Annotated in this window: 20 protein-coding genes and 1 pseudogene; 11 read left to right on the top strand and 10 right to left on the bottom strand. The window is 59.4% G+C overall.

Annotated features, from left to right (window positions below; all coding sequences use genetic code 11):
* From nth to metG, 7 genes are all read right to left on the bottom strand, one after another.
* The gene (gene nth / locus CCX46_RS24205) at window positions 1–639 is read right to left on the bottom strand and encodes an endonuclease III (RefSeq protein ID WP_034153506.1); all 639 of its coding nucleotides are present in this window, start codon (window positions 637–639) and stop codon (window positions 1–3) included.
* Complete coding sequence (locus CCX46_RS24200) at window positions 636–1217, bottom strand: Rnf-Nqr domain containing protein (RefSeq protein WP_127929595.1); 582 nt, start codon at window positions 1215–1217, stop codon at window positions 636–638. The genes nth and CCX46_RS24200 overlap by 4 nt, the downstream gene beginning before the upstream one ends.
* Complete coding sequence (locus tag CCX46_RS24195) at window positions 1214–1819, bottom strand: RnfABCDGE type electron transport complex subunit G (protein WP_127929594.1); 606 nt, start codon at window positions 1817–1819, stop codon at window positions 1214–1216. Before CCX46_RS24195 ends, CCX46_RS24200 begins: the two co-directional genes overlap by 4 nt.
* Entirely contained in the window at window positions 1816–2799 is a 984-nt protein-coding gene (locus tag CCX46_RS24190) for an RnfABCDGE type electron transport complex subunit D (protein WP_127929593.1), read from the bottom strand. Before CCX46_RS24190 ends, CCX46_RS24195 begins: the two co-directional genes overlap by 4 nt.
* The gene (rsxB, locus tag CCX46_RS24185; RefSeq protein ID WP_127929592.1) at window positions 2786–3994 is read right to left on the bottom strand and encodes an electron transport complex subunit RsxB; all 1209 of its coding nucleotides are present in this window, start codon (window positions 3992–3994) and stop codon (window positions 2786–2788) included. The genes CCX46_RS24190 and rsxB overlap by 14 nt, the downstream gene beginning before the upstream one ends.
* On the bottom strand, window positions 3991–4560 hold the full coding sequence (locus CCX46_RS24180; protein WP_127929591.1) for an electron transport complex protein RnfA: 570 nt from the start codon (window positions 4558–4560) through the stop codon (window positions 3991–3993). Before CCX46_RS24180 ends, rsxB begins: the two co-directional genes overlap by 4 nt.
* Window positions 4561–4675: 115 nt before the next feature.
* Window positions 4676–6727, bottom strand: a complete 2052-nt coding sequence (metG, locus tag CCX46_RS24175) for a methionine--tRNA ligase (protein ID WP_127929590.1) — start codon at window positions 6725–6727, stop codon at window positions 4676–4678.
* 155 nt (window positions 6728–6882) lie between these two features.
* On the opposite strand from metG, the gene apbC reads away from it, so the two are divergent.
* Window positions 6883–7977, top strand: a complete 1095-nt coding sequence (apbC, locus tag CCX46_RS24170; protein WP_127929589.1) for an iron-sulfur cluster carrier protein ApbC — start codon at window positions 6883–6885, stop codon at window positions 7975–7977.
* Window positions 7978–8104: 127 nt separating this feature from the next.
* Here the strand turns inward: apbC and CCX46_RS24165 are convergent, their stop codons facing one another.
* Window positions 8105–8863, bottom strand: coding sequence for an SDR family oxidoreductase (locus tag CCX46_RS24165; RefSeq protein WP_127929588.1), 759 nt, complete (start codon window positions 8861–8863; stop codon window positions 8105–8107).
* 164 nt (window positions 8864–9027) lie between these two features.
* Between CCX46_RS24165 and CCX46_RS24160 the strand changes: the two genes are divergently transcribed.
* The 5 genes and pseudogenes from CCX46_RS24160 to CCX46_RS30945 all read left to right on the top strand — a co-directional run.
* Entirely contained in the window at window positions 9028–9759 is a 732-nt protein-coding gene (locus CCX46_RS24160) for a HugZ family pyridoxamine 5'-phosphate oxidase (protein ID WP_127929587.1), read from the top strand.
* A 65-nt stretch (window positions 9760–9824) separates the two neighbouring features.
* Window positions 9825–10301: an FxsA family protein gene (locus CCX46_RS24155; protein WP_016986669.1), complete on the top strand. Its 477-nt coding sequence runs from the start codon at window positions 9825–9827 to the stop codon at window positions 10299–10301.
* 248 nt (window positions 10302–10549) lie between these two features.
* The gene (locus CCX46_RS24150) at window positions 10550–10843 is read left to right on the top strand and encodes a co-chaperone GroES (RefSeq protein WP_007916610.1); all 294 of its coding nucleotides are present in this window, start codon (window positions 10550–10552) and stop codon (window positions 10841–10843) included.
* A gap of 50 nt (window positions 10844–10893) precedes the next feature.
* On the top strand, window positions 10894–12540 hold the full coding sequence (gene groL / locus CCX46_RS24145; protein WP_127929586.1) for a chaperonin GroEL: 1647 nt from the start codon (window positions 10894–10896) through the stop codon (window positions 12538–12540).
* Window positions 12541–12629: 89 nt separating this feature from the next.
* A pseudogene (locus CCX46_RS30945) lies at window positions 12630–12722 on the top strand (metal ABC transporter ATP-binding protein); the annotation flags it as partial.
* Between the two features lie 10 nt (window positions 12723–12732).
* Here the strand turns inward: CCX46_RS30945 and CCX46_RS24140 are convergent.
* A complete protein-coding gene (locus tag CCX46_RS24140) occupies window positions 12733–13476 on the bottom strand; it encodes a phosphatase PAP2 family protein (RefSeq protein WP_127929585.1) in 744 nt (247 codons plus the stop codon).
* A gap of 221 nt (window positions 13477–13697) precedes the next feature.
* Here CCX46_RS24140 and colR point away from each other — a divergent pair, with 221 nt between their 5' ends.
* The 5 genes from colR (at window position 13698) to CCX46_RS24115 (ending at window position 17424) form a co-directional block, all read left to right on the top strand.
* Window positions 13698–14369 carry a two-component system response regulator ColR gene (gene colR, locus CCX46_RS24135; RefSeq protein WP_095123294.1) on the top strand — a complete coding sequence of 224 codons (672 nt, stop codon included), beginning with the start codon at window positions 13698–13700 and terminating at the stop codon, window positions 14367–14369.
* Complete coding sequence (locus tag CCX46_RS24130) at window positions 14369–15643, top strand: sensor histidine kinase (RefSeq protein ID WP_127929584.1); 1275 nt, start codon at window positions 14369–14371, stop codon at window positions 15641–15643. The genes colR and CCX46_RS24130 overlap by 1 nt, the downstream gene beginning before the upstream one ends.
* Window positions 15644–15804: 161 nt before the next feature.
* On the top strand, window positions 15805–16473 hold the full coding sequence (locus CCX46_RS24125; protein ID WP_127929583.1) for a class I SAM-dependent methyltransferase: 669 nt from the start codon (window positions 15805–15807) through the stop codon (window positions 16471–16473).
* Between the two features lie 4 nt (window positions 16474–16477).
* On the top strand, window positions 16478–17194 hold the full coding sequence (locus CCX46_RS24120) for a lipopolysaccharide kinase InaA family protein (RefSeq protein WP_127929582.1): 717 nt from the start codon (window positions 16478–16480) through the stop codon (window positions 17192–17194).
* A gap of 2 nt (window positions 17195–17196) precedes the next feature.
* Window positions 17197–17424: a hypothetical protein gene (locus CCX46_RS24115; RefSeq protein WP_127929581.1), complete on the top strand. Its 228-nt coding sequence runs from the start codon at window positions 17197–17199 to the stop codon at window positions 17422–17424.
* 175 nt (window positions 17425–17599) lie between these two features.
* Here CCX46_RS24115 and CCX46_RS24110 read toward each other — a convergent pair whose 3' ends face one another.
* On the bottom strand, window positions 17600–20626 hold the full coding sequence (locus CCX46_RS24110; RefSeq protein ID WP_127929580.1) for a multidrug efflux RND transporter permease subunit: 3027 nt from the start codon (window positions 20624–20626) through the stop codon (window positions 17600–17602).
* Window positions 20627–20638: the final 12 nt, after the last annotated feature.

Here is a 20638-nt window from a genome sequence, read left to right as displayed (position 1 = left end):
TCAATCGTCCGAGGTTTTGTCTTTGTACTCGCACAAGTCCTCGATCCGGCAACTGCCACAACGCGGCTTGCGGGCCAGACACACATAACGGCCGTGAAGAATCAGCCAGTGATGAGAGTCGAGCAGGAATTCCTTGGGCACAAACTTCATCAGCTTCTTTTCCACCTCGACCACATTTTTGCCCGGTGCAATGCCGGTGCGGTTGCTGACACGAAAGATGTGGGTGTCGACGGCCATGGTCAGTTGCCGGAAAGCCGTGTTGAGTACGACGTTGGCGGTCTTGCGGCCCACCCCCGGCAAGGCTTCGAGTTCTTCACGGGTTTGCGGAACCTCGCTGCCATGGCGCTCGACCAGCAAGCGGCAGGTTTCGATAACGTTCTTGGCCTTGCTGTTGTAGAGACCGATCGTCTTGATGTATTCGGATAGACCTTCGATACCTAACGCGTGGATCGCTGCCGGCGTATTGGCAACCGGGAACAGCTTCGCCGTGGCCTTGTTGACGCCTACGTCAGTCGACTGCGCCGAAAGAATCACGGCGATCAACAGCTCGAACGGCGAGGAGTAGGCCAGTTCGGTCTTTGGCTCCGGATTGTCTTCGTGCAGGCGACGGAAAATCTCCAGACGTTTTGCAGCATTCATGGACGATGTATTTCCTTGGAAATTGAGTTCGGGCGAATCACCGCCTGGCGCGCCGCCAGCAGCAGCGCCAACAAAATAAAAGCACCGGGGATCAAGGTGATCAGGTGCAGCCCTTCGTTAAACAGAACAAGACCTGGCCAGGATTCGGACAGCCCCCGGCCGAGACTACCGTGACCGATGAGTTCACGCAGTCCTGCAAGTACCAGCATGAGTCCACCGAACGTCGCGCAGAGTTTGAAGCGTTCGGCCAATGATTGATGCCAGAAACCATGGTGTTCCAGCACCACGCATTGCAAGGCGATCAGGCTGGTATACAGGCCGAATGCTTGCTGCCAGGGCAGAAACCAGCGCTGCGCCAAAAGATCTGCACAACTGGTGAAGGTCGCGGCGAGCAACAGGCTGGCCAGTAATGCGCTTGTACCACTGAGCCTCGACCGCAAAGCCGGCATGCACAGGCCATACAGACCCACAACTGTGGCGAACATCAACAATGTCCCTAGTGCGCCTGCCAATGAGTCACTGGTGCCAAGCAGCAGGGTCAGCATCAATGCGGTCGAGAGGGTTGCTAAGCGGTTCATGTTCCGCTCCCCAGCAGTGCCGCCCGATGAGCATCGAAGTAACGCAGGGCATCGTGGATCGTGCTGATCGCGGCGCGAGAGGTGATGGTCGCACCGGCTATCTGATCGAATTGGCCTTGATCCTTTTTCAACGCCCAGCCCGCATCGCTCGGTTCATTGCTCGATTTGCCGATAAACGTCTGCAGCCAGGCGTTCGGCCAGTCTCCCAGATGCCCACCGAGTGATGGCGTTTCGGTTTGTTGGAGAGTTTTCACGCCCAACAATTTGCCGTTGGCATCGATGGCGATCAACAGTTCGATGGCGCCCGCATAACCCCGGGTTTGGCTGCGCAGCAGGACCGCTACGGTCTGGTCGCCTCGGGTCGCGCGATAACCGCCGGTCAAGGTGCTGTGGTTCAAGGTTGTGTCTGCCAAGGCCAACGGCTGTTCCAGCGGTTGATTGTCGTAGGCCGCGAGCGGGAGCAGGTCGAGCAGTTTGCGGCTTTCGATCAAGCGCTGTTCGGCGGCAATCTGCGGTGCGTTAATGCGCTGTAAGACGTAGGTCGCACCGATGCCAATGACTACCAACATCAACACAATTAGCGCGCTGCCCGTGCGGTTCATGGATTCACCTGTGACTGGCGGCCAGCGGCGAATCGCTCCAGCGCCGGCACGCAAAGGTTCATCAGCAGCACCGCAAACGCCACGCCATCCGGGTAACCGCCCCAAGTGCGAATCAAATAAGTCAGTAGCCCGACGCCGACACCGAACAGCAGACGGGCGAGCGCGTTTTTCGCGCCGGAGACCGGTTCAGTGATGATGAAGAACGCACCCAGCATGGTTGCGCCGCTAAGCAGATGAAACAGCGGCGATCCATGCGAGTTCGACCCTGAACCATTCCAGCACAGCAGGCTGACGACAAACAGGCTGGCAAGCATGCCCACCGGAGCGTGCCAGGCAAAGACCTGGCGTTGCAGCAAAAACAGCCCGCCGGCAAGAAACGCCAGATTCACCCATTCCACACCGTGTCCGCCAAAGCGGCCGAAGGCCGGGTTGCTGGCGAACAATTCGTCCATGGTCAGGCTTTTGTTGATGCGCAGGCTGTCCAGCACGGTGGCCTGTGCCCAGGCGTCCGGTGCCACACCTGCGCCGAACACCTGTTGAAAAGCGGCGGTCAGATCCACGCCGTGGGCCGGCCAATGGGTCATCGGCTGCGGGAACATCACCATGGCCAGCGCGAAGCCGAGCATTGCCGGGTTGAACGGGTTTTTTCCGACGCCACCGTACACGTGCTTGCCGAACAGCAAGCCCGAAGCAATGGCCGTCACCGTCAGCCACCAGGGGCAGTAGGGCGGCAGGGCGGCAGCCAGCAACGTTGCGCTGACCAGCGCACTGCCGTCGCTCAGCGTCGGCCGCATGGGTTGTCGACGCAAGCGGAGGACGGCAGCCTCGACCACCAGCGCAGTGACGATCGCCAGCAGCAGATTGATCAACACGCCCCAACCGTAAAACCAGAACAACGCCAGCAGCCCCGGCAACGTCGCCAGCAATACCAGCTTCATCGCCTGTTGCAGGCGACTGTCCGGCGTTTCAAGGGGCGACATGGTCTTGCACCTGGCGCTCGGCGTATTGCAGGCGGGCGCGGGCCTTGTCGAGCATTTCAGTGGGGGTATCGGCGCGCCGTTCGAGTTTATTGAGGTCCGCGCGGGCGTAGGCCAATTCGGTTTTCAACTGGCGAAGCTGGCTGTCGATCGGGCGCTTTTCGATCCGCACCAAGTCAGGCAATGGCTGATCGCTGGTGGCTTCGGCAGCGTGCAGGGCCTGCTCGGCGTCGCGCAACGCTTGTTCCAGCGCGGCGATCTGTTCGGGCGGCGCTTCGGCGGTTTGGGCTTTTTTCAGTTCGGCGCGGCGCATGGCCAACTGGATCTTCGCCCGTTTCAGCTCGGCGTCTTTGGCGGGGGCGGGCACTAGGGGCGCTGGCGTTGCACTGCTTTCAAGTTTCGCCAAGGCCAGTTCTGCCACTTCGAACTGCTGCTGCAACACGATCAGTTGCGTCTGCTGTTCGAATGTCGGCGGATGGCCGAAAGCTTTCAATGATTTGTGCAATTGCGCACGGCTCATCGCGACATCGATCTTGGCTTTCTTCAGTGCTGCATCCACAGTCGCCGCTTTCTGCGCACGCACCCGCTCCAGCGCCGCCTGCACCGGATCGGTTGCGACCACTTCAGGTTGCGCCGACCGTTTCGCCCGCGCTTCTCGCTCAGCCTGTTTGTGCTGTTCTTCGCGTTGCAGACGCTGATTGCGTCGTTCGAAACGTTGACGTGCATGATCACGTTTGGCAGCGCGGGCGCGTTGCTCGTCGAGACTCAAGGCCAGGCCGCCGACCACCGGCAACGTGCCGAGTGGCAGCGGGCGCATTTCAATGCAATCCACCGGGCACGGCGCGACACACATGTCACAACCGGTGCATTCATCGATGATCACGGTGTGCATCAGTTTCGCCGCGCCGACAATCGCGTCGATCGGGCAGGCCTGGATGCACTTGGTGCAGCCAATGCACTCGGCTTCGCGGATGTATGCCACTTGCGGCGGCGCCGAACCGCGACTGATGTCCAGTTCCAGCACCGGCACTTTCAGCAGTTCAGCCAGTGCGGCGATGGTTTCGTCACCGCCCGGCGGGCACTTGTTGATCGGCTCGCCCTCGGCGATGCCTTGTGCATACGGCTTGCATCCGGGATGGCCGCACTTTCCGCATTGGGTCTGCGGCAGGAGGGCATCGATGCGTTGAATCAGACTCATGTTTTGATCAGTCCACTGAATCCGAGAAAAATCACTGCAATCAGTCCGGCACCGATCAGATCGATCGGCAAGCCGCGAAAGGGCAGCGGAATATCGTTGTCGGCCGTGCGCTCGCGCAAATCACAGAACAGGCTCAGCACCAGCCAGAAGCCCAGCCCGGCGCCGAGACTCAGCGCAGTGGCATGCAGCAGGCCTTGATCGTTTTGTGCGTTGATCAGCGCCAGTCCGAGTACACCGGCATTACCCAGCAACAACGGCCACAAACCGTCGAAGGGCAGATTCGGCAAGCAGCGCGCCAACAGTTTCAGCAGTGGCGCGATCAGCAAAACGCTCAACGGCAGAAACACGAACAAGCGCAGGGCTTCAAGGTGCAACGGCACCAGCAACCCATGCCAGATCACGTAACCGACCACACCGACGACCAGCATCATGCAAAGCGTCGCTGACCCCAGCGCGTGCACTTGCCGACGATTGCCTGCCAAGAGCGGATCGACGCCCAGCGGCCAGTGCAACACGAAGTTGTTGAGCAGCGCAGTACTGACAAGCGTAAGCACGAGTTCGGTCATGGTTCTGTCGGCGAAACGGGCAGGTATCTCATAAGGTTAGGCAGTATCCGCCCAGATATGAAAAATCCCACCGGCATGCGGGGCACGTCGGTGGGATCGATTTTGTTGCTGTCGCTTACTTGATGCGCTGACCCGGCTTGGCGCCGCTGTCCGGGCTCAGCAGGTAAATCTCTTCACCGCCAGGGCCGGCCGCCATCACCATGCCTTCGGAGATACCGAACTTCATTTTCCGAGGCTTGAGGTTGGCGATCATCATGGTCAGGCGACCGTCGAGCTTGGACGGATCCGGATAAGCGCTCTTGATTCCGGAGAACACGTTGCGTTGCTCGTCACCGATATCCAGTGTCAGACGCAGCAGTTTGTCGGCACCTTCCACATGTTCGGCTTTGACGATCAGCGCGACGCGCAGGTCGATGGCGGCAAAGGCGTCGAAGTCGATTTCCGGCGACAGCGGGTCATTGGCCAATTCGCCATTGCCCGCAGGGGCGGCGGCACCGGTGTCGGTCTGGCTGGCGGTCAGGTCTTCTTTCGAGGCGTCGCTCATGGCTTGCACTTTTACCGGGTCGATGCGGGTCATCAACGGTTTGAATTCGTTCAGCTGGTGGTTGGCCAGCAGGGTGGTGTGGTCGTTCCAGGACAGCGGGGCGACGTTGAGGAACGCCTCGGCATCGGCGGCCAGCAGCGGCAGCACCGGTTTGAGGAAGATCACCAGTTGGCGGAACAGGTTGATGGCGGTGGCGCAGATCGCCTGGACTTCATCCTGCTTGCCTTCCTGTTTGTTCAACGACCACGGCGCCTTGTCGGCGATCCAGGCGTTGGCGCGGTCGGCCAGAGCCATGGTTTCACGCATGGCACGGGCGAAGTCGCGGGCCTCGTAGGCGTCGGCAATGCTTGGCGCAGCAGCGAGGAAAGCCTCGGTCAGCTCTGGTGCGGCATTGGTGTCGACCAGCAGACCGGCGTTGCCTTTTTGAATGAAACCGGCGCAACGACTGGCGATGTTGACCACTTTGCCGACCAGGTCAGAGTTGACCTTCTGCACGAAGTCTTCGAGGTTCAGGTCGAGGTCATCGACGCCTCGGCCCAGTTTGGCCGCGTAGTAGTAGCGCAGGTATTCCGGCGACAGGTGATCCAGGTAGGTGCGGGCCTTGATGAAGGTGCCGCGCGACTTGGACATCTTCTGGCCGTTGACGGTCAGGTAGCCGTGCACGTTGATGCCGGTCGGCTTGCGGTAGCCCGCGCCTTCGAGCATCGCTGGCCAGAACAGCGCGTGGAAGTTGACGATGTCCTTGCCGATGAAGTGGTACAGCTCGGCGGTGGAGTCTTTGCCCCAGAACGCATCGAAGTCCAGCTCCGGCGTGCGGTTGCAGAGGTTCTTGAAGCTGGCCATGTAGCCGATCGGCGCATCCAGCCACACGTAGAAGTATTTGCCCGGCTCGCCCGGGATCTCGAAACCGAAGTACGGCGCATCGCGGGAGATGTCCCACTGCTGCAGGCCGGCGTCCAGCCATTCGGCGATCTTGTTGGCGACGGCGTCTTGCAGGGTGCCGCTGCGGGTCCAGGTCTGCAGCATTTGCTGGAAGTCTGGCAGCTTGAAGAAGAAATGCTGGGAATCCTTGAGCACCGGGGTGGCGCCGGAGATTGCCGACTTCGGATCCTTCAGGTCAGTCGGGGCGTAGGTCGCACCGCATTTTTCGCAGTTGTCGCCGTACTGGTCTTCAGTGCCGCACTTCGGGCAAGTGCCCTTGATGAAGCGATCGGCCAGGAACATTTTCTTTTCCGGGTCGAAATACTGGGTGATCGAGCGTTGAGCGATGTGCCCGGCGTCACGCAATTTGATGTAGATCTGGCTCGACAGCTCACGGTTTTCTTCGGCGTGAGTGGAGTGGAAGTTGTCGAAATCGACCAGGAACTCGGCAAAGTCGGCGCTGTGTTCAGCCTGCACGTTGGCGATCAGTTGTTCCGGGGTGATGCCTTCCTTTTCCGCGCGCAGCATGATCGCCGAACCGTGGGCGTCGTCGGCGCAGACGTAAATGCATTGATTGCCGCGATGCTTCTGGAAGCGCACCCACATATCGGTCTGGATATATTCCAGCATATGGCCAAGGTGAATCGAACCGTTGGCGTAGGGCAGGGCGCTGGTGACGAGGATCTTGCGTGGTTCGGACATGTGGGGCTTCGCTACTTGATGAAACGGAGGTCGGCCACTATAAAGCGCCGGGCAAGATATTTCACCCCTGCAAATCGTTGCCGGGCGTGCCGTCCGGAGGATAGAAGGGGTAGGATACCCGCCATCTTTTCCCAGTCTTGTTATCGGAGTTGCCCATGAGCGCCGTCACTCGCGCAGCGGTGGAAGCCGTCCTCAGCCAATACACCGACCCTTACCTGAACCAGGACCCGGTCAGCGCCGGTTGCGTGAAGCACATCGAGATCGTCGGTGACCGCGTCAACGTGCAGCTGGAAATCGGTTACGCCGCCGGTCTGTTCAAGAGCGGCTGGGCGCAAATACTGCAACTGGCCATTGAAAACCTCGATGGCGTGACCGCGGCGAAAGTCGAGATCAACACCGTGATCGCCGCGCACAAGGCGCAGGCGCAGATTCCGGGGCTGGCCAACGTCAAGAACGTGGTTGCCGTGGCTTCGGGCAAGGGCGGTGTGGGTAAATCGACCACCGCCGCCAACCTCGCGCTGGCCCTGGCCCGTGAAGGCGCCAAGGTCGGGATTCTCGACGCCGATATCTACGGCCCGAGCCAAGGCATCATGTTCGGCATCCCCGAGCGCACCCGCCCGGAGGTCAAGGATCAGAAGTGGTTCGTGCCGCTCAAGGCTCACGGTGTCGAAGTCATGTCGATGGCGTTCCTGACCGACGACAACACGCCGATGGTCTGGCGTGGGCCGATGGTCTCCGGCGCGCTGCTGCAACTGGTTACGCAAACCGCGTGGGGCGACCTCGATTATCTGGTCATCGACATGCCGCCGGGCACTGGCGACATTCAGTTGACCCTGGCACAGAAAGTCCCGGTGGCCGGCGCTGTCATCGTCACCACCCCGCAGGATCTGGCCCTGCTCGACGCGCGCAAGGGCGTGGAAATGTTCCGCAAGGTCAACATTCCGGTGCTGGGCGTGGTGGAAAACATGGCGGTGCACATCTGCTCGAACTGCGGGCATGCCGAGCATTTGTTCGGTGAGGGCGGTGGTGAGAAGCTGGCGACCCAGTACGGCGTCGAACTGCTGGCTTCACTGCCGCTGTCGATGTTGATCCGCGAGCAGGCTGATGGCGGCAAGCCAACGGTCATCGCCGAACCGGACAGCCAGATTGCCATGGTCTATCAGGAACTGGCCCGCCACGTTGGTGCGCGGATTGTGTTGCAGGAAGCGGCGACACCGGCGATGCCGAACATCACCATCAGCGACGATTAAGTAACCGCTGGATGAAAATGTGGGAGCGAGCCTGCTCGCGAATGCGGAGTGTCATTCAACTCATTGGTTGGCTGATCCACTGCATTCGCGAGCAGGCTCGCTCCCACATTGGTTTTTGTGTTTGCAGTTAGATCCGCAACCCGCCATCCATCTCCAGAATCCGCCCGGTGTAGTAGTCGTTCTCGAAGATATACGCCGCCGAATGGGCGATTTCTTCCGGCTTGCCCATGCGCTTGAGCGGAATCCCCGAAGTCATTTTCTCCAGCGCTTCCGGTTTCATGCCCAGGGTCATCTCCGTTTCGATGAAGCCCGGTGCAATCCCCGCCACGCGAATGCCGTAACGCGCCAGCTCTTTGGCCCAGGTCACCGTCGCCGCCGCAACACCGGCCTTGGCCGCCGAATAGTTGGTCTGGCCAACGTTGCCCGCACGCGAGATCGACGAGATGTTGATGATCGCGCCGCTGGTCTTCAGCTCGACCATTTTCGCCGCCACCTCACGGGTGCAGAGGAACACGCCGGTCAGGTTGACGTCGATCACTGCCTGCCACTGTGCCAGGCTCATCTTGGTCATTTCGCCGTCCTTGACCTTGAGCAGCAGGCCATCGCGCAGGATCCCGGCGTTGTTGATCAGGCCGTGGATCGCACCGAAATCGGCGGCGACCTGAGCGACCATGTGCTCGACCTGTTCTTCATTGGCCACGTTGCACAGATAGCTGCGCGCCTCGACGCCCTTGGCCTTGCAGGCCGCGACCGTGTCGTCGAGTTTTTCCTGATTGAGGTCGACCAACGCCAGCTTCGCGCCTTTGCCGGCGAAATACTCGGCCATCGAACGGCCCAAACCCTGGCAACCGCCAGTGATAATGATTACTTTGTCGTTGAGTTGCATTCGCATGCCCCGATAGCAGGTCTGAGTAGTTTTTGTTTTCAGCGACTCCCGATCTGCACCGGCCGTGGCAGGGTTGCACATGAGAATTGCCCGCTGGCGTGACGGGGACTTAATCCCGGGCGCCCGTCCGTTTTTTCGACGGATACTATTTAAGGAGTCATAAATTGAGCGTTGAAGTGGCCAAGAATGCCCGAGAATTGCTTCTCAAGGAATACCGTGGAGTGCTGTCGACCCACTCCAAATCGATGCCCGGTTTTCCCTTTGGCTCCGTGGTGCCTTACTGCCTGGATGAGCAGGGCCGGCCGCTGATCCTGATCAGTCGCATCGCCCAGCACACCCACAACCTGCAAAAAGACCCGAAGTGCTCAATGCTCGTCGGCGAGCGCGAGGCCGATGATGTGCAAGCCGTTGGTCGCCTGACCTACCTGGCCGAAGCGCAAAAGCTCGAAGACGCGGCTGCCATCGAAGCGGCCGCCGAGCGTTACTACCGTTATTTCCCCGATTCGCAGAACTACCACAAGGCCCACGATTTCGACTTCTGGGTGCTGAACCCGGTGCGTCATCGCTACATCGGCGGTTTCGGTGCGATTCACTGGGTCGATCAACTGACCCTGGCCAATCCGTTCGCTGGCAAGGCCGAAATCAGCATGGTCGAGCACATGAACAGCGACCACGCCAAAGCCATCGCGCACTATGTCGATCTCGCCGGTCTGCCGAAAAGCGTGCCGGCGCAACTGGCCGGCATCGACATTGAGGGCATGCACCTGCGCATTGGTCAGGCGCTGTACTGGTTGCCGTTTCAAGCCCCTTGTCATACGCCGACACAAGTGCGCGAAGCCTTGGTTTCATTGGCTCACGCACAGGTCTGGCCAAAAAATGCAGTGGCCGATGCTTGAATTCACGAAAGGGCGACGTCATCTAAGGCTTACTGCAAGGCATTTCTTGCGTTGAGGAAACTTTGATGCGCCCTTTTCTGTTGCTCTTTCTGCTGTTTCCAGTGCTGGAGCTGTTCGTATTCGTCAAAGTGGCAGGCTCTATCGGGTTTTTCCCGGCCCTGCTGCTGATCATTCTCGGCTCGATGTTCGGCGTGTTCGTGCTGCGCGTCGCCGGTCTGGCCACGGCCCTGCGTGCCCGTGAAAGCCTGAACCGCGGCGAACTGCCTGCGCAAACCATGCTCGAAGGGCTGATGCTGGCTCTGGCCGGTGGCCTGTTGATCCTGCCAGGCTTCATCAGTGACGTGGTCGGTCTGGTCATGCTGCTGCCGTTCAGCCGTCGACTGCTGGCGAACAAAATGCGCCAGCGCGCCGAAGAACAGGCCATGCGCCAGCGAGCATTCGCCGATGACCTGCAACCCCGTGGCGGTCCTGCACCGCGTCAGCCTCTGGGCCGCGAGGGCGATGTGATCGAAGGCGAGTTCGAGCACCGCGACACCAAGTAACTGCACTGTCTGCACGGCACCCTCGGGTGCCGTGTTCATTTTCAGGGTGCTGAAGTGAAAAATTTTCTGCCCCCGCCCTTGTAATAAGCTTATGCGCCCTTATGTATCGGTCACCGCAAGGTTTCCGGTATTTGAACCGGACAGACTTCCGCGACTCGCTCGACGAGCCGCAACCGGCGCAGGCCGGATTTGTCAAACCCGCCGGGACTACACCGGCCGATGAAAACCACAATTAGGAGAGATCGACAATGAAGCTTCGTCCTCTGCATGACCGCGTCGTAATCCGTCGCAGCGAAGAAGAAAAGAAAACCGCTGGCGGTATCGTCCTGCCAGGTTCGGCTGCTGAAAAAGCCAACCACGGTGTGATTCTCGCTGTAGGCCCGGGCAAAGCTCTGGAAAACGGCGAAGTGCGCGCACTGTCCGTGAAGGAAGGCGACAAGGTTGTGTTCGGTCCTTACTCCGGCAGCAACACTGTGAAAGTCGACGGCGAAGACCTGTTGGTAATGAGCGAGAACGAAATCCTCGCTGTTATCGAAGGCTGATACCCCCGTTCATTTTCCCGCTACTACAAAGTATTTAAGGAATATCGATCATGGCTGCTAAAGAAGTTCTGTTTGGCGATTCCGCCCGTAAAAAAATGCTCAAGGGCGTCAACGTCCTGGCTGACGCAGTAAAAGCGACCCTGGGCCCGAAAGGCCGTAACGTGATCATCGAGAAGAGCTTCGGCGCTCCGACCATCACCAAGGACGGCGTTTCCGTCGCCAAAGAAATCGAACTCGAAGACCGTTTCGAAAACATGGGCGCGCAGCTGGTCAAAGACGTTGCCTCCCGTGCCAACGATGACGCTGGTGACGGTACTACCACCGCTACCGTTCTGGCTCAGTCGATCGTCAACGAAGGCCTGAAAGCCGTCGCTGCCGGCATGAACCCGATGGACCTGAAGCGCGGTATCGACAAAGCGACCATCGCTATCGTCAAAGAGCTGAAGAACCTGTCCAAGCCATGCGCTGACACCAAGGCAATCGCTCAGGTCGGCACCATCTCGGCCAACTCCGACAACTCCATCGGCGACATCATTGCCGAAGCCATGGAAAAAGTCGGTAAAGAAGGCGTGATCACCGTTGAAGAAGGCACTGGCCTGGAAAACGAACTGTCGGTTGTTGAAGGCATGCAGTTCGACCGTGGCTACCTGTCCCCGTACTTCGTCAACAAGCCGGAAACCATGGTTGCCGAACTGGACAACCCACTGGTTCTGCTGGTCGACAAAAAGATCTCGAACATCCGCGAAATGCTGCCAGTGCTGGAAGCCGTTGCCAAAGCCGGCCGTCCACTGCTGATCGTTTCCGAAGACGTTGAAGGCGAAGCCCTGGCGACTCTGGTTGTGAACAACATGCGTGGCATCGTTAAAGTTGCAGCCGTGAAGGCTCCTGGCTTCGGCGACCGTCGCAAGGCCATGCTGCAGGACATCGCTGTTCTGACCGGCGGTACCGTTATCTCCGAAGAGATCGGCCTGAGCCTGGAAGCCGCTACCCTGGAAAACCTGGGCAGCGCCAAGCGCGTGACCATCTCCAAGGAAAACACCATCATCGTTGACGGTGCTGGCGTTGCTGGCGACATCGAATCGCGTATCGCTCAGATCCGTGCTCAGGTTGCCGAAACTTCCTCGGACTACGACCGTGAAAAACTGCAAGAGCGTCTGGCCAAGCTGTCCGGCGGCGTTGCAGTGATCAAGGTTGGCGCCGGTTCCGAAGTTGAAATGAAAGAGAAGAAAGCCCGCGTTGAAGACGCCCTGCACGCAACCCGTGCAGCCGTTGAAGAAGGCGTGGTGCCTGGCGGTGGCGTGGCGCTGATCCGCGCTCTGCAAACCCTGGTTGACCTGAAAGGCGACAACGCTGATCAGGACGTCGGTATCGCCGTTCTGCGTCGCGCTGTTGAAGCGCCGCTGCGTCAGATCGCTGCCAACAGCGGCGACGAGCCAAGCGTTGTGGTCAACGAAGTCAAGAACGGCAAAGGTAACTTCGGTTACAACGCTGCGACTGGCGAATACGGCGACATGATCGAAATGGGCATCCTGGACCCAACCAAGGTTACCCGTTCCGCTCTGCAAGCAGCCTCGTCGATCGGCGGTCTGATCCTGACCACCGAAGCAGCTGTAGCTGACGCGCCGAAGAAAGACGGCGCTGCTGGCGGCGGTATGCCAGACATGGGCGGCATGGGTGGCATGGGCGGCATGATGTAAGCCAGCCTTGTCCCTGTAACGCAAAACCCCGCTGGCGAAAGCCAGCGGGGTTTTTTATTGCCCAAGTTTCAGCTTCACACTAATTCCCTGTGGGAGCGAGCCTGCTCGCGAAGGCGTCGGATCAGCCAACATTAATGTTGAATGACACACCGCATTCGCGAGCAGGCTCGCTCCCACAATTGGATTTATATGTCAGGCGCTGACGGGATGTGCCTTGACCACGTCCTCGGTTTTCACCGCCGGGCGATACAGCACCCAGTAATACGACCCCAGACAAATCAGCCAGCAGAAAATCGCCGTCCACACGTTGTGCGAGAAGAAGTGTGCACCCTGCATCATCCGGCTGATCGAAAACACCGAACCCAGCGCAAAGGCAAAGATGAACGCTTGACGCGCCAGACGCGGACGGCGATCACGCAGGACAAAGAACAGCGCAAACAGAGTGAATCCCGTCGCCGCATGACCACCCGGCCAGCAACGGCCTGGCTTGTCGGTCTGCGGCCGATGCTCCATCAACTTGCTATAGGTTTCATGGCCACCGAATTGCTCCAGGCTCCACGGGCACTGCACGGCAGTCACCGCTTTCACCGGGGTGACGAACGAGGTGGCAAGGCCCAGCGACAGCACCAGACAGCCCAGTTCACGCTTGAACGGTTTAAGCCTGGCGACGAGGAACGATCCGATGAAACCGAGGATGGCAAACACCGAGAAGGCGATCACCACCTGTTTGGCCCGGTCATGCAGGATGTCTTCGAGGAAGTAGCTGTGCCGCCCGATGAAGTCTCCAGCCACCGGGTCATAGAACAGGCGGGCCAGATTCATGTCCAGATCGGTCAGTTCAAGCAACACCAGGCTAATCGCCGCGACGGTGGGTATTCCCAGGCACAACCAGAAATTCAGTGGCCTGGAAACGGGGCGGGCAGAAGTCGACGCCATGGGCAATTCCTTGGTCGGTAGGTGGGTTCTGAAGAGCGCAAACCCGCGGAGTCTGCGCGTGCTCGCGTCGCTGATTTGTTAATCGAAAGTGAAAAAAACGTTGGCAGGAACAATGAACGTTTTTCTCGCGCAACAACCCAACGCACGCCTAGCCGTGAGCCACACTTGGCCGTAAGCTGCGCGGGCCAAGACGGCCGTTACCCCGTACGGAGGAGGTGCCCATGCGAATTCTGTTGGTCGAAGACAACCGCGACATCCTGGCCAATCTGGCCGATTATCTGGGCCTCAAAGGCTATACCGTCGATTGCGCCCAGGATGGTCTGTCGGGCCTGCATCTGGCAGCCACCGAGCATTACGACCTGATCGTGCTCGACATCATGCTGCCCGGGATCGACGGCTACACACTGTGCAAACGCCTGCGTGAAGATGCCCGCCGCGACACACCAGTGATCATGCTTACGGCTCGCGATCAACTCGACGACCGTTTGCAAGGCTTCAAGTCCGGCGCGGACGATTACCTGATCAAGCCATTTGCCTTGTCCGAACTTGCCGCGCGGGTCGAAGCGGTAATGCGCCGCGCCCAGGGCGGAGGCCGCCGTGCGTTGCAAGTCGCCGATCTGAGCTACGACCTCGACACTCTGGAAGTGACCCGCGACGGTAAATTGCTCAAGCTCAACCCGGTCGGCCTCAAATTGCTGGCAGTGTTGATGCAGAAGAGCCCGCACGTCCTGCGTCGGGAAATACTCGAAGAAGCGCTGTGGGGCGATGATTGCCCGGACAGCGACAGCCTGCGCAGCCACGTTCACCAATTGCGTCAAGTGATCGACAAGCCGTTCACCAAGCCACTGCTGCACACCGTGCACGGCGTGGGTTATCGCCTGGCCGATGTGTAATGGAGTTCAGGCAAAGTCTTTCCCAGCGGATCATCATTGCCTTTGCCTTGATGAGTGCACTGGTCGCCGGAGCCTTCGCCATGGGCATTGTCGCGACCGTGCACCTTGTCGAGGAAAAGCTGATTTCGGCCGGACTGGGCGGCGATTTGCAGCGTCTGCTGTTGATGGACAATGTCTCGGACTGGAGCCACCGTCCGGAACCGGATCAGTTGTTCTATTTCAGCGGCGGACCGGGCGATTTCGAGCTGCCCAAGGATCTGCGCCATCTCGACTCCGGCTTCCATGAGGTATTCCGCGAGCAGTTGTCGTATCACGCGATGGTCGAGATCGTCGACGGACGGCGTTATGTTTTGCTGCAGGATCAGAGCGATTTTGAAGAGCGCGAGCGCGTGCTGTTTGCCGTGGTGCTGGTGGGCTTTGTGCTCAGTCTGGCTCTGGCGGTGTTCCTCGGTTGGGTGCTCGCGCGCAAAGTGATGGCGCCGGTAGTGCGCTTGGCGCGTCAGGTTCGCCACCGTGATCAATTGCTCGGGCTGGCACCACCGCTGGCGCCGGATTATGCGGCTGACGAAGTCGGTGAACTGGCGGTGGCATTCGACGCCACGTTGGGGCGGTTGCGTCAGGCGCTGACACGTGAGCGTTTGTTCACCAGCGACGTCAGCCATGAGTTGCGCACGCCGCTGATGGTGTTGGCCAGCTCCTGCGAACTGCTGCTGGAAAACCCCGGCATCGACCAGCGTGGTCGTTCACAGGTCGAGCGTATTGCCCGCGCCAGTGAAGAAATGCGCGAACTGGTGCAAACCTTCCTGATGCTGGCGCGCGCCCAGCATGAAGATGCCGGCATGGCACTTCAGCAAAACCTCTCGCAAGTCGCCGAAAGCCTGCTCTGTCTGTGGCGCGGGCCGATCGAGAGCAAGGGCCTGAAGCTGATCTTCGAACCGGGCAATCCATCAGACGTTCGCTACAACGCGACCCTGTTGAATGCCGTGATGGGCAACCTGTTGCGCAACGCGCTGCATTACACCGAAAGCGGCTTCATTCGCCTGACACTCACTGCCAACGGCTTCGCGGTCGAAGACTCCGGCGTCGGCATTCCGGAAGAGAAACGCGAAGCCATGTTCGAGCCTTTCGTGCGTGGCAGCGAAAAGCGCGGCGAGGGCCTGGGGTTGGGCTTGTCGCTGGTGCAGCGGATCTGCGAGAACCAGAGCTGGACCGTCAGCCTCAGCACGATGGAGCCCAATGGCTGCCGCTTCGAAGTCGATCTGGGCAAAATCTGACGCACGGAGTGGCTCGATGCTACTCCCTCTCACCTGTCTAAATCCTGTATAACGCTGTAATAATTTGTCTGTTTACCTGACATTTTTTTCACAAATGGATGACCTGACGCTGACACGCCGCTCCCTAAGGTGGTGACATCAGCAATTCAGGAGTCCTGGTGATGGCCGGCCCGATCAAACTCGATTTTTCCGAGAAGTACGACGATCAACACGCGCAAAAATACCTGCGCAAGCACAAAGAAAGCCTTGGACGACGACTCTCCCACTGGCGTGACGAACAACTGGCCCGCAAGGCGCTGGCGTTGGTCGGTGAGCCGGGACTGGTGCTGGATCTGCCCTGCGGTGCAGGGCGTTTCTGGCCACTTCTGGGGGAAAAGGCCAACCGGGTGATCATCGGTGCGGACAATTCCGAGTCGATGATCAAGACAGCCATGCAGGCGCAACCGGCTGATGTGGTGAAACGGGTACAACCCTTGCACACCTCAGCATTCGACATTGCCTTGCCTGACAACGCCGTCGACAGCATTTTTTGCATGCGTCTGCTCCACCACATCGGTGAAGCCGAGCATCGCCGGGCGATTCTGCGCGAATTCGAGCGCGTCACCCGTGACAGTGTGATTGTTTCGCTGTGGGTCGACGGCAACTTCAAGGCCTGGAAACGCCAGCGTGCCGAGCGCAACCGTGACAAACGCGAGTATCAGAATCGCTATGTGTTACCGGCTGCTACGGTCGAAAAGGAGTTCGAGGAGGCAGGTTTTCGAATTCAGGAACAACTGGACTTTATTCCGCTCTATGCCATGTGGCGAGTTTACGTATTACGCAAGAGGTAACAGGATGGCAGTGCAATTTGCAGCGGGAACGGAAGTCGCTCCGCAAGACCGCTTCGACTACTACTGGAATCAGCGCGGCGAATGGGTAGAAGAGCCCAACGTGCGCAGGGGTGGCGAAAGCGGTGTGCAACGTATCGTTGGACGCGACGGACAACTGCTGTACGCCAAGCGTCAGACGGGTCATATCTACCGCAGTTGGTTGCACCCGTTTGGCCGTCCTACGGTTTTGCGCGAGCTGGATGCGCTGACCGGCGTCAGCAAACTCGGGGTTCGCGTGCCGGAAATCGTTTTCTGCGGCGCCCAGCCTGATCCGCAACACAAATGGCGTGCGCTGCTGGTAACCAAGTCCCTGGACGGTTTTCAGGAACTGGAACACTGGCTGGCGGCTGCCGGTGGTCGTGATCAGTGTGGCGACGTGGTTTATGAGCGGGTGCTCAAAGACCTCGCCGAAAATCTCGCGCGCATGCACAAAGGCCGGTGGCAGCACAGCTGCATCTACATCAAGCACGTATTTGTGCGGGTGACAGGCGAAGGCGAGTCGGCCAAGGTCGAGGTTGCCTTGATTGATCTGGAGAAATGCCGCCAGCGTCTGACGGCCTATCGCGCCGCCTCCCATGACATGAAGCAATTGCGTCGCCATTCGTCGTTCCGCGACGCGGACTGGAAGAAACTCGTCTATTTTTATGAGACGGCGTTTGGCAGCGCTATCAAAGGTTTATAGCGATGAAACTAGAAATTGCACGAGGTTTGTTTTTGGTTGGAGCCTTGGCAGTTGCTTCATTGGCGGTGGCTGCCTGGGAGCAGCCTCGCATGCAGGTGATAGGCGCGTCCGTGGACGACGCCCACTGCGCAGTCCCACGGGTGGCAAAAGCCTCCGTGGCGACCAAACCCGATCATGATCTGTTGCTGTTCATGTTCGGACTTTCTCAAGGGATGAGGCCGCAGAGTTGAAACGATTGAAGCCCATATAAAGGCCTCGCAGTTGCGAGGCCTTTTTTTATGCCAGGAATTCGGGTCTGGCCCCTTGTGGGAGCGAGCCTGCTCGCGAAAGCGGTATGTCAGGCACCACAAGTATTAACTGACAGACCGCCTTCGCGAGCAGGCTCGCTCCCACAGGGTACGGCAATTATTTGAGGTCGGGTTTCGCCAGCAGGGTGTAAACGCACGGAAGGACAAACAGCGTAAACAACGTGCCGATCGACATCCCCGTGGCAATCACCATGCCGATATCAAAACGGCTGACGGCCCCCGCACCCGTGGCGAGAATCAACGGCACCATGCCAAACACCATCGCCGCTGTGGTCATCAGCACTGGCCGCAAACGAATCGCCGCCGCTTCCTCCACGGCTTCACGCGCCGTCAGGCCTTTGTCCTTGCGCAACTGGTTAGCGAACTCGACGATCAGAATCCCGTGTTTACTGATCAGACCGATCAGCGTCACCAGCCCGACCTGGGTGTAGATGTTCATGCTTGACCAGCCGAGGAACAGCGGAATCAAAGCACCGCAGATCGACAACGGCACCGTCACCAGAATCACCAGCGGATCGCGGAAGCTCTCGAACTGCGCCGCCAGCACCAGAAAAATGATCGCCAAGGCCAGGGCAAACGTCACCCACAGCGCGCTGCCTTCCTGAACGAACTGGCGTGAGGCGCCGCCATAGTCGAAGGCAAACCCGGCCGGCGCTTCTTCCCGGGCGATCTGCAACACGGTGTCGATGGCTTCGCCCATGCTCACCAACGGGAACCCTGAAATCTTCGCCGCGTTGAGTTGCTGGAACTGGTTGAGCTGGCGCGGTCGTGCGCGGTCACTGACCTTGATCAGCGTCGACAACGGCAGCAATTCGCCCTGGGTGTTTTTCACGTAGTAGTTGTTCAGCCAGTCCGGGTTGTCGCGATATGGCCGTTCGACCTGAGCGATCACCTTGTAGCTGCGGCCTTCAATGGTGAAGCGGTTGATTTCCGCCTCGCCGAGCAGCGTCGCCAGCGTGCTGCCCAGGTCGAGCATTGACACGCCCATCTGCGCCGCTTTGGCGCGGTCGATATCGACGACTACTTCAGGTTTGTCGAACGCCAGATCGAGATCGACGAAGGCGAACTTGCCCGACTCCATGGCGCGCTTCTTGATCCGGTCGGCGACTTGCAACAACAGCTCGTAGTCGTTGGCGGTGTTGACCACGAATTCGAACGGCAAGCCTTCACCGGTGCCGGGCAAGGAGGGCAGGTTGAAGCCGAAAATCTGCAAGCCCGGAATGCCTTCGAGTTTGCCTTGCACCTCGGGGAGGATCTGCATTTGTGTGCGGCTGCGCTCGTTCCATGGTTTGAGCAGGAAACCACCGATGCCCGCCTGCACACCGCTGTAGCCGTTGATCTGGAACGAGGAGTAGTACTCCGGGAACTCCTTGAAGATCTTGATGAATTCGTCGGTGTAGGTGCTCAGGTAATCGAGGTTGGTCGGCTGCGGCGCGTTGGCCATCATGAAAATGATGCCTTGGTCTTCGTCCGGGGCCAGTTCCGATTTGGTGAACTTGAGGAACACCGGGATCAGGCACAACACGATCACGGCGAACACCAGCACCACCGGCCGCGTGTTCAGCGTGCCGTGGAGCATGCTCTGATAGCGGCGCTTGAGACCTTCGAAGATGCGGTCGAGGCGGTGAGCCAGGCCGCTGGGGTTTTCCTCGTGGCGCAGCAAAAACGCGCACATCATCGGCGACAGGGTCAGGGCGACGATTCCGGAAATCACCACCGCACCGGCGAGGGTCAGGGCAAACTCCTTGAACAGCGCCCCGGTCAGCCCGGTGAGGAAACCGATCGGCGCGTACACCGCCGCCAGGGTGATGGTCATCGACACCACCGGCATGGCGATTTCCCGTGCGCCTTCCAGCGCCGCATCAAACGGCGTCTTGCCTTCCTCGATGTGTCGATGAATGTTTTCCACTACGACAATCGCGTCGTCGACCACCAGACCGATGGCCAGCACCATCGCCAGCAGCGTCAGCAGGTTCATCGAGTAGCCCATCATCTGCATGAAGAACATCACGCCGATCATCGACAGCGGAATGGTCACCACCGGGATCACCACCGAACGCAGGGCGCCGAGGAACAGGAACACCACGACAATCACGATCAGCACCGCTTCGAACAGGGTTTTCACCACTTCGTCGATCGAGGCCTGAATAAACAGCGTGGCATCGTAGGCGATCTCGCTTTTCAGGTTCGGCGGTAGCTGCGCTTCCAGCTCGGGCATCAGCTTGCGCACTTCCTTGATCACGTCCAGCGGGTTGGCGCCGGGGGTGGCCTTGATGCCGATGTACACCGACGGCGTGCCGCCAAACGAGCTGATCGAGTCGTAGTTTTCCGCGCCCATTTCCACCCGCGCGACATCGCTGAGCAGCACGCGGCTGTCACCACTGACCTTGAGCGGAATCGCCGCGAAGGCTTCAGCGGATTTCAGTTCGGTGTTGGCGTTGATGCTGGTGACCACGTACTCGCCTTTCACTTCGCCGGCAGCGGAGAGGAAGTTGTACTGGCGCACCGCATTGGTCACGTCGGCGGCACTGAGGCCGAAACCGGCAAGTTTCACCGGGTCGAGCCACAGGCGCATGGCGAACACCTGATTGCCGAGAATCTCCGCTTCGGCCATGCCCGGCAGCGTTGCCAGTTTTGGCTGGATCACCCGTGACAGGTAATCGGTGATCTGCGGGTTGCTCAAATCCTTGCTGAAGAAGCTGATGTACATCAGTGCCGAGGCATCGGCCGATTCCTTGCTCAGCACCGGGTCTTCGGCGTCCTGCGGCAGCTTGTTCTTCACCTCGTTGGCCTTGGCCAGCAGCTCGGTGAACAAACGGTCGGTGTTCGAGCCGATGCGCGCGTAGATCGAGATCACCGAGAAGTTCTGCCGGCTGACCGAGGTCATGTAGTCGATGCCCTCGGCGCTGGCCAGACTCTGCTGCATCGGCTGGGTGATGTAACCCTGAATGGTTTCGGCGTTGGCCCCGGGGTAAGCGGTGGTCACCGTGATCAGGGCGTTTTCCATTTGCGGGTATTGGCGCAGCGGCAACTTGCTCCAGGCCTGAAAGCCGAGCAACACAATCAACAGGCTGACCACCGTGGCGAGCACCGGGCGGCGGATGAACGGATCAGTAAAAGCCATGGGGATTCCTTG

Source organism: Pseudomonas sp. RU47 (genome assembly GCF_004011755.1).
GTDB lineage: Bacteria > Pseudomonadota > Gammaproteobacteria > Pseudomonadales > Pseudomonadaceae > Aquipseudomonas.
This window is presented reverse-complemented; position numbering and strand designations above follow the sequence as displayed.

Excerpts from the sequence above, each read along its gene's own strand:
- nth (WP_034153506.1), bottom strand. The coding sequence starts at position 639 with ATGAATGCTGCAAAACGTCTGGAGATTTTCCGTCGCCTGCACGAAGAC.
- CCX46_RS24200 (WP_127929595.1), bottom strand. The coding sequence starts at position 1,217 with ATGAACCGCTTAGCAACCCTCTCGACCGCATTGATGCTGACCCTGCTG.
- CCX46_RS24195 (WP_127929594.1), bottom strand. The coding sequence starts at position 1,819 with ATGAACCGCACGGGCAGCGCGCTAATTGTGTTGATGTTGGTAGTCATT.
- CCX46_RS24190 (WP_127929593.1), bottom strand. The coding sequence starts at position 2,799 with ATGTCGCCCCTTGAAACGCCGGACAGTCGCCTGCAACAGGCGATGAAG.
- rsxB (WP_127929592.1), bottom strand. The coding sequence starts at position 3,994 with ATGAGTCTGATTCAACGCATCGATGCCCTCCTGCCGCAGACCCAATGC.
- CCX46_RS24180 (WP_127929591.1), bottom strand. The coding sequence starts at position 4,560 with ATGACCGAACTCGTGCTTACGCTTGTCAGTACTGCGCTGCTCAACAAC.
- metG (WP_127929590.1), bottom strand. The coding sequence starts at position 6,727 with ATGTCCGAACCACGCAAGATCCTCGTCACCAGCGCCCTGCCCTACGCC.
- apbC (WP_127929589.1), top strand. The coding sequence starts at position 6,883 with ATGAGCGCCGTCACTCGCGCAGCGGTGGAAGCCGTCCTCAGCCAATAC.
- CCX46_RS24165 (WP_127929588.1), bottom strand. The coding sequence starts at position 8,863 with ATGCAACTCAACGACAAAGTAATCATTATCACTGGCGGTTGCCAGGGT.
- CCX46_RS24155 (WP_016986669.1), top strand. The coding sequence starts at position 9,825 with ATGCGCCCTTTTCTGTTGCTCTTTCTGCTGTTTCCAGTGCTGGAGCTG.
- CCX46_RS24150 (WP_007916610.1), top strand. The coding sequence starts at position 10,550 with ATGAAGCTTCGTCCTCTGCATGACCGCGTCGTAATCCGTCGCAGCGAA.
- groL (WP_127929586.1), top strand. The coding sequence starts at position 10,894 with ATGGCTGCTAAAGAAGTTCTGTTTGGCGATTCCGCCCGTAAAAAAATG.
- CCX46_RS24140 (WP_127929585.1), bottom strand. The coding sequence starts at position 13,476 with ATGGCGTCGACTTCTGCCCGCCCCGTTTCCAGGCCACTGAATTTCTGG.
- colR (WP_095123294.1), top strand. The coding sequence starts at position 13,698 with ATGCGAATTCTGTTGGTCGAAGACAACCGCGACATCCTGGCCAATCTG.
- CCX46_RS24130 (WP_127929584.1), top strand. The coding sequence starts at position 14,369 with ATGGAGTTCAGGCAAAGTCTTTCCCAGCGGATCATCATTGCCTTTGCC.
- CCX46_RS24125 (WP_127929583.1), top strand. The coding sequence starts at position 15,805 with ATGGCCGGCCCGATCAAACTCGATTTTTCCGAGAAGTACGACGATCAA.
- CCX46_RS24120 (WP_127929582.1), top strand. The coding sequence starts at position 16,478 with ATGGCAGTGCAATTTGCAGCGGGAACGGAAGTCGCTCCGCAAGACCGC.
- CCX46_RS24115 (WP_127929581.1), top strand. The coding sequence starts at position 17,197 with ATGAAACTAGAAATTGCACGAGGTTTGTTTTTGGTTGGAGCCTTGGCA.
- CCX46_RS24110 (WP_127929580.1), bottom strand. The coding sequence starts at position 20,626 with ATGGCTTTTACTGATCCGTTCATCCGCCGCCCGGTGCTCGCCACGGTG.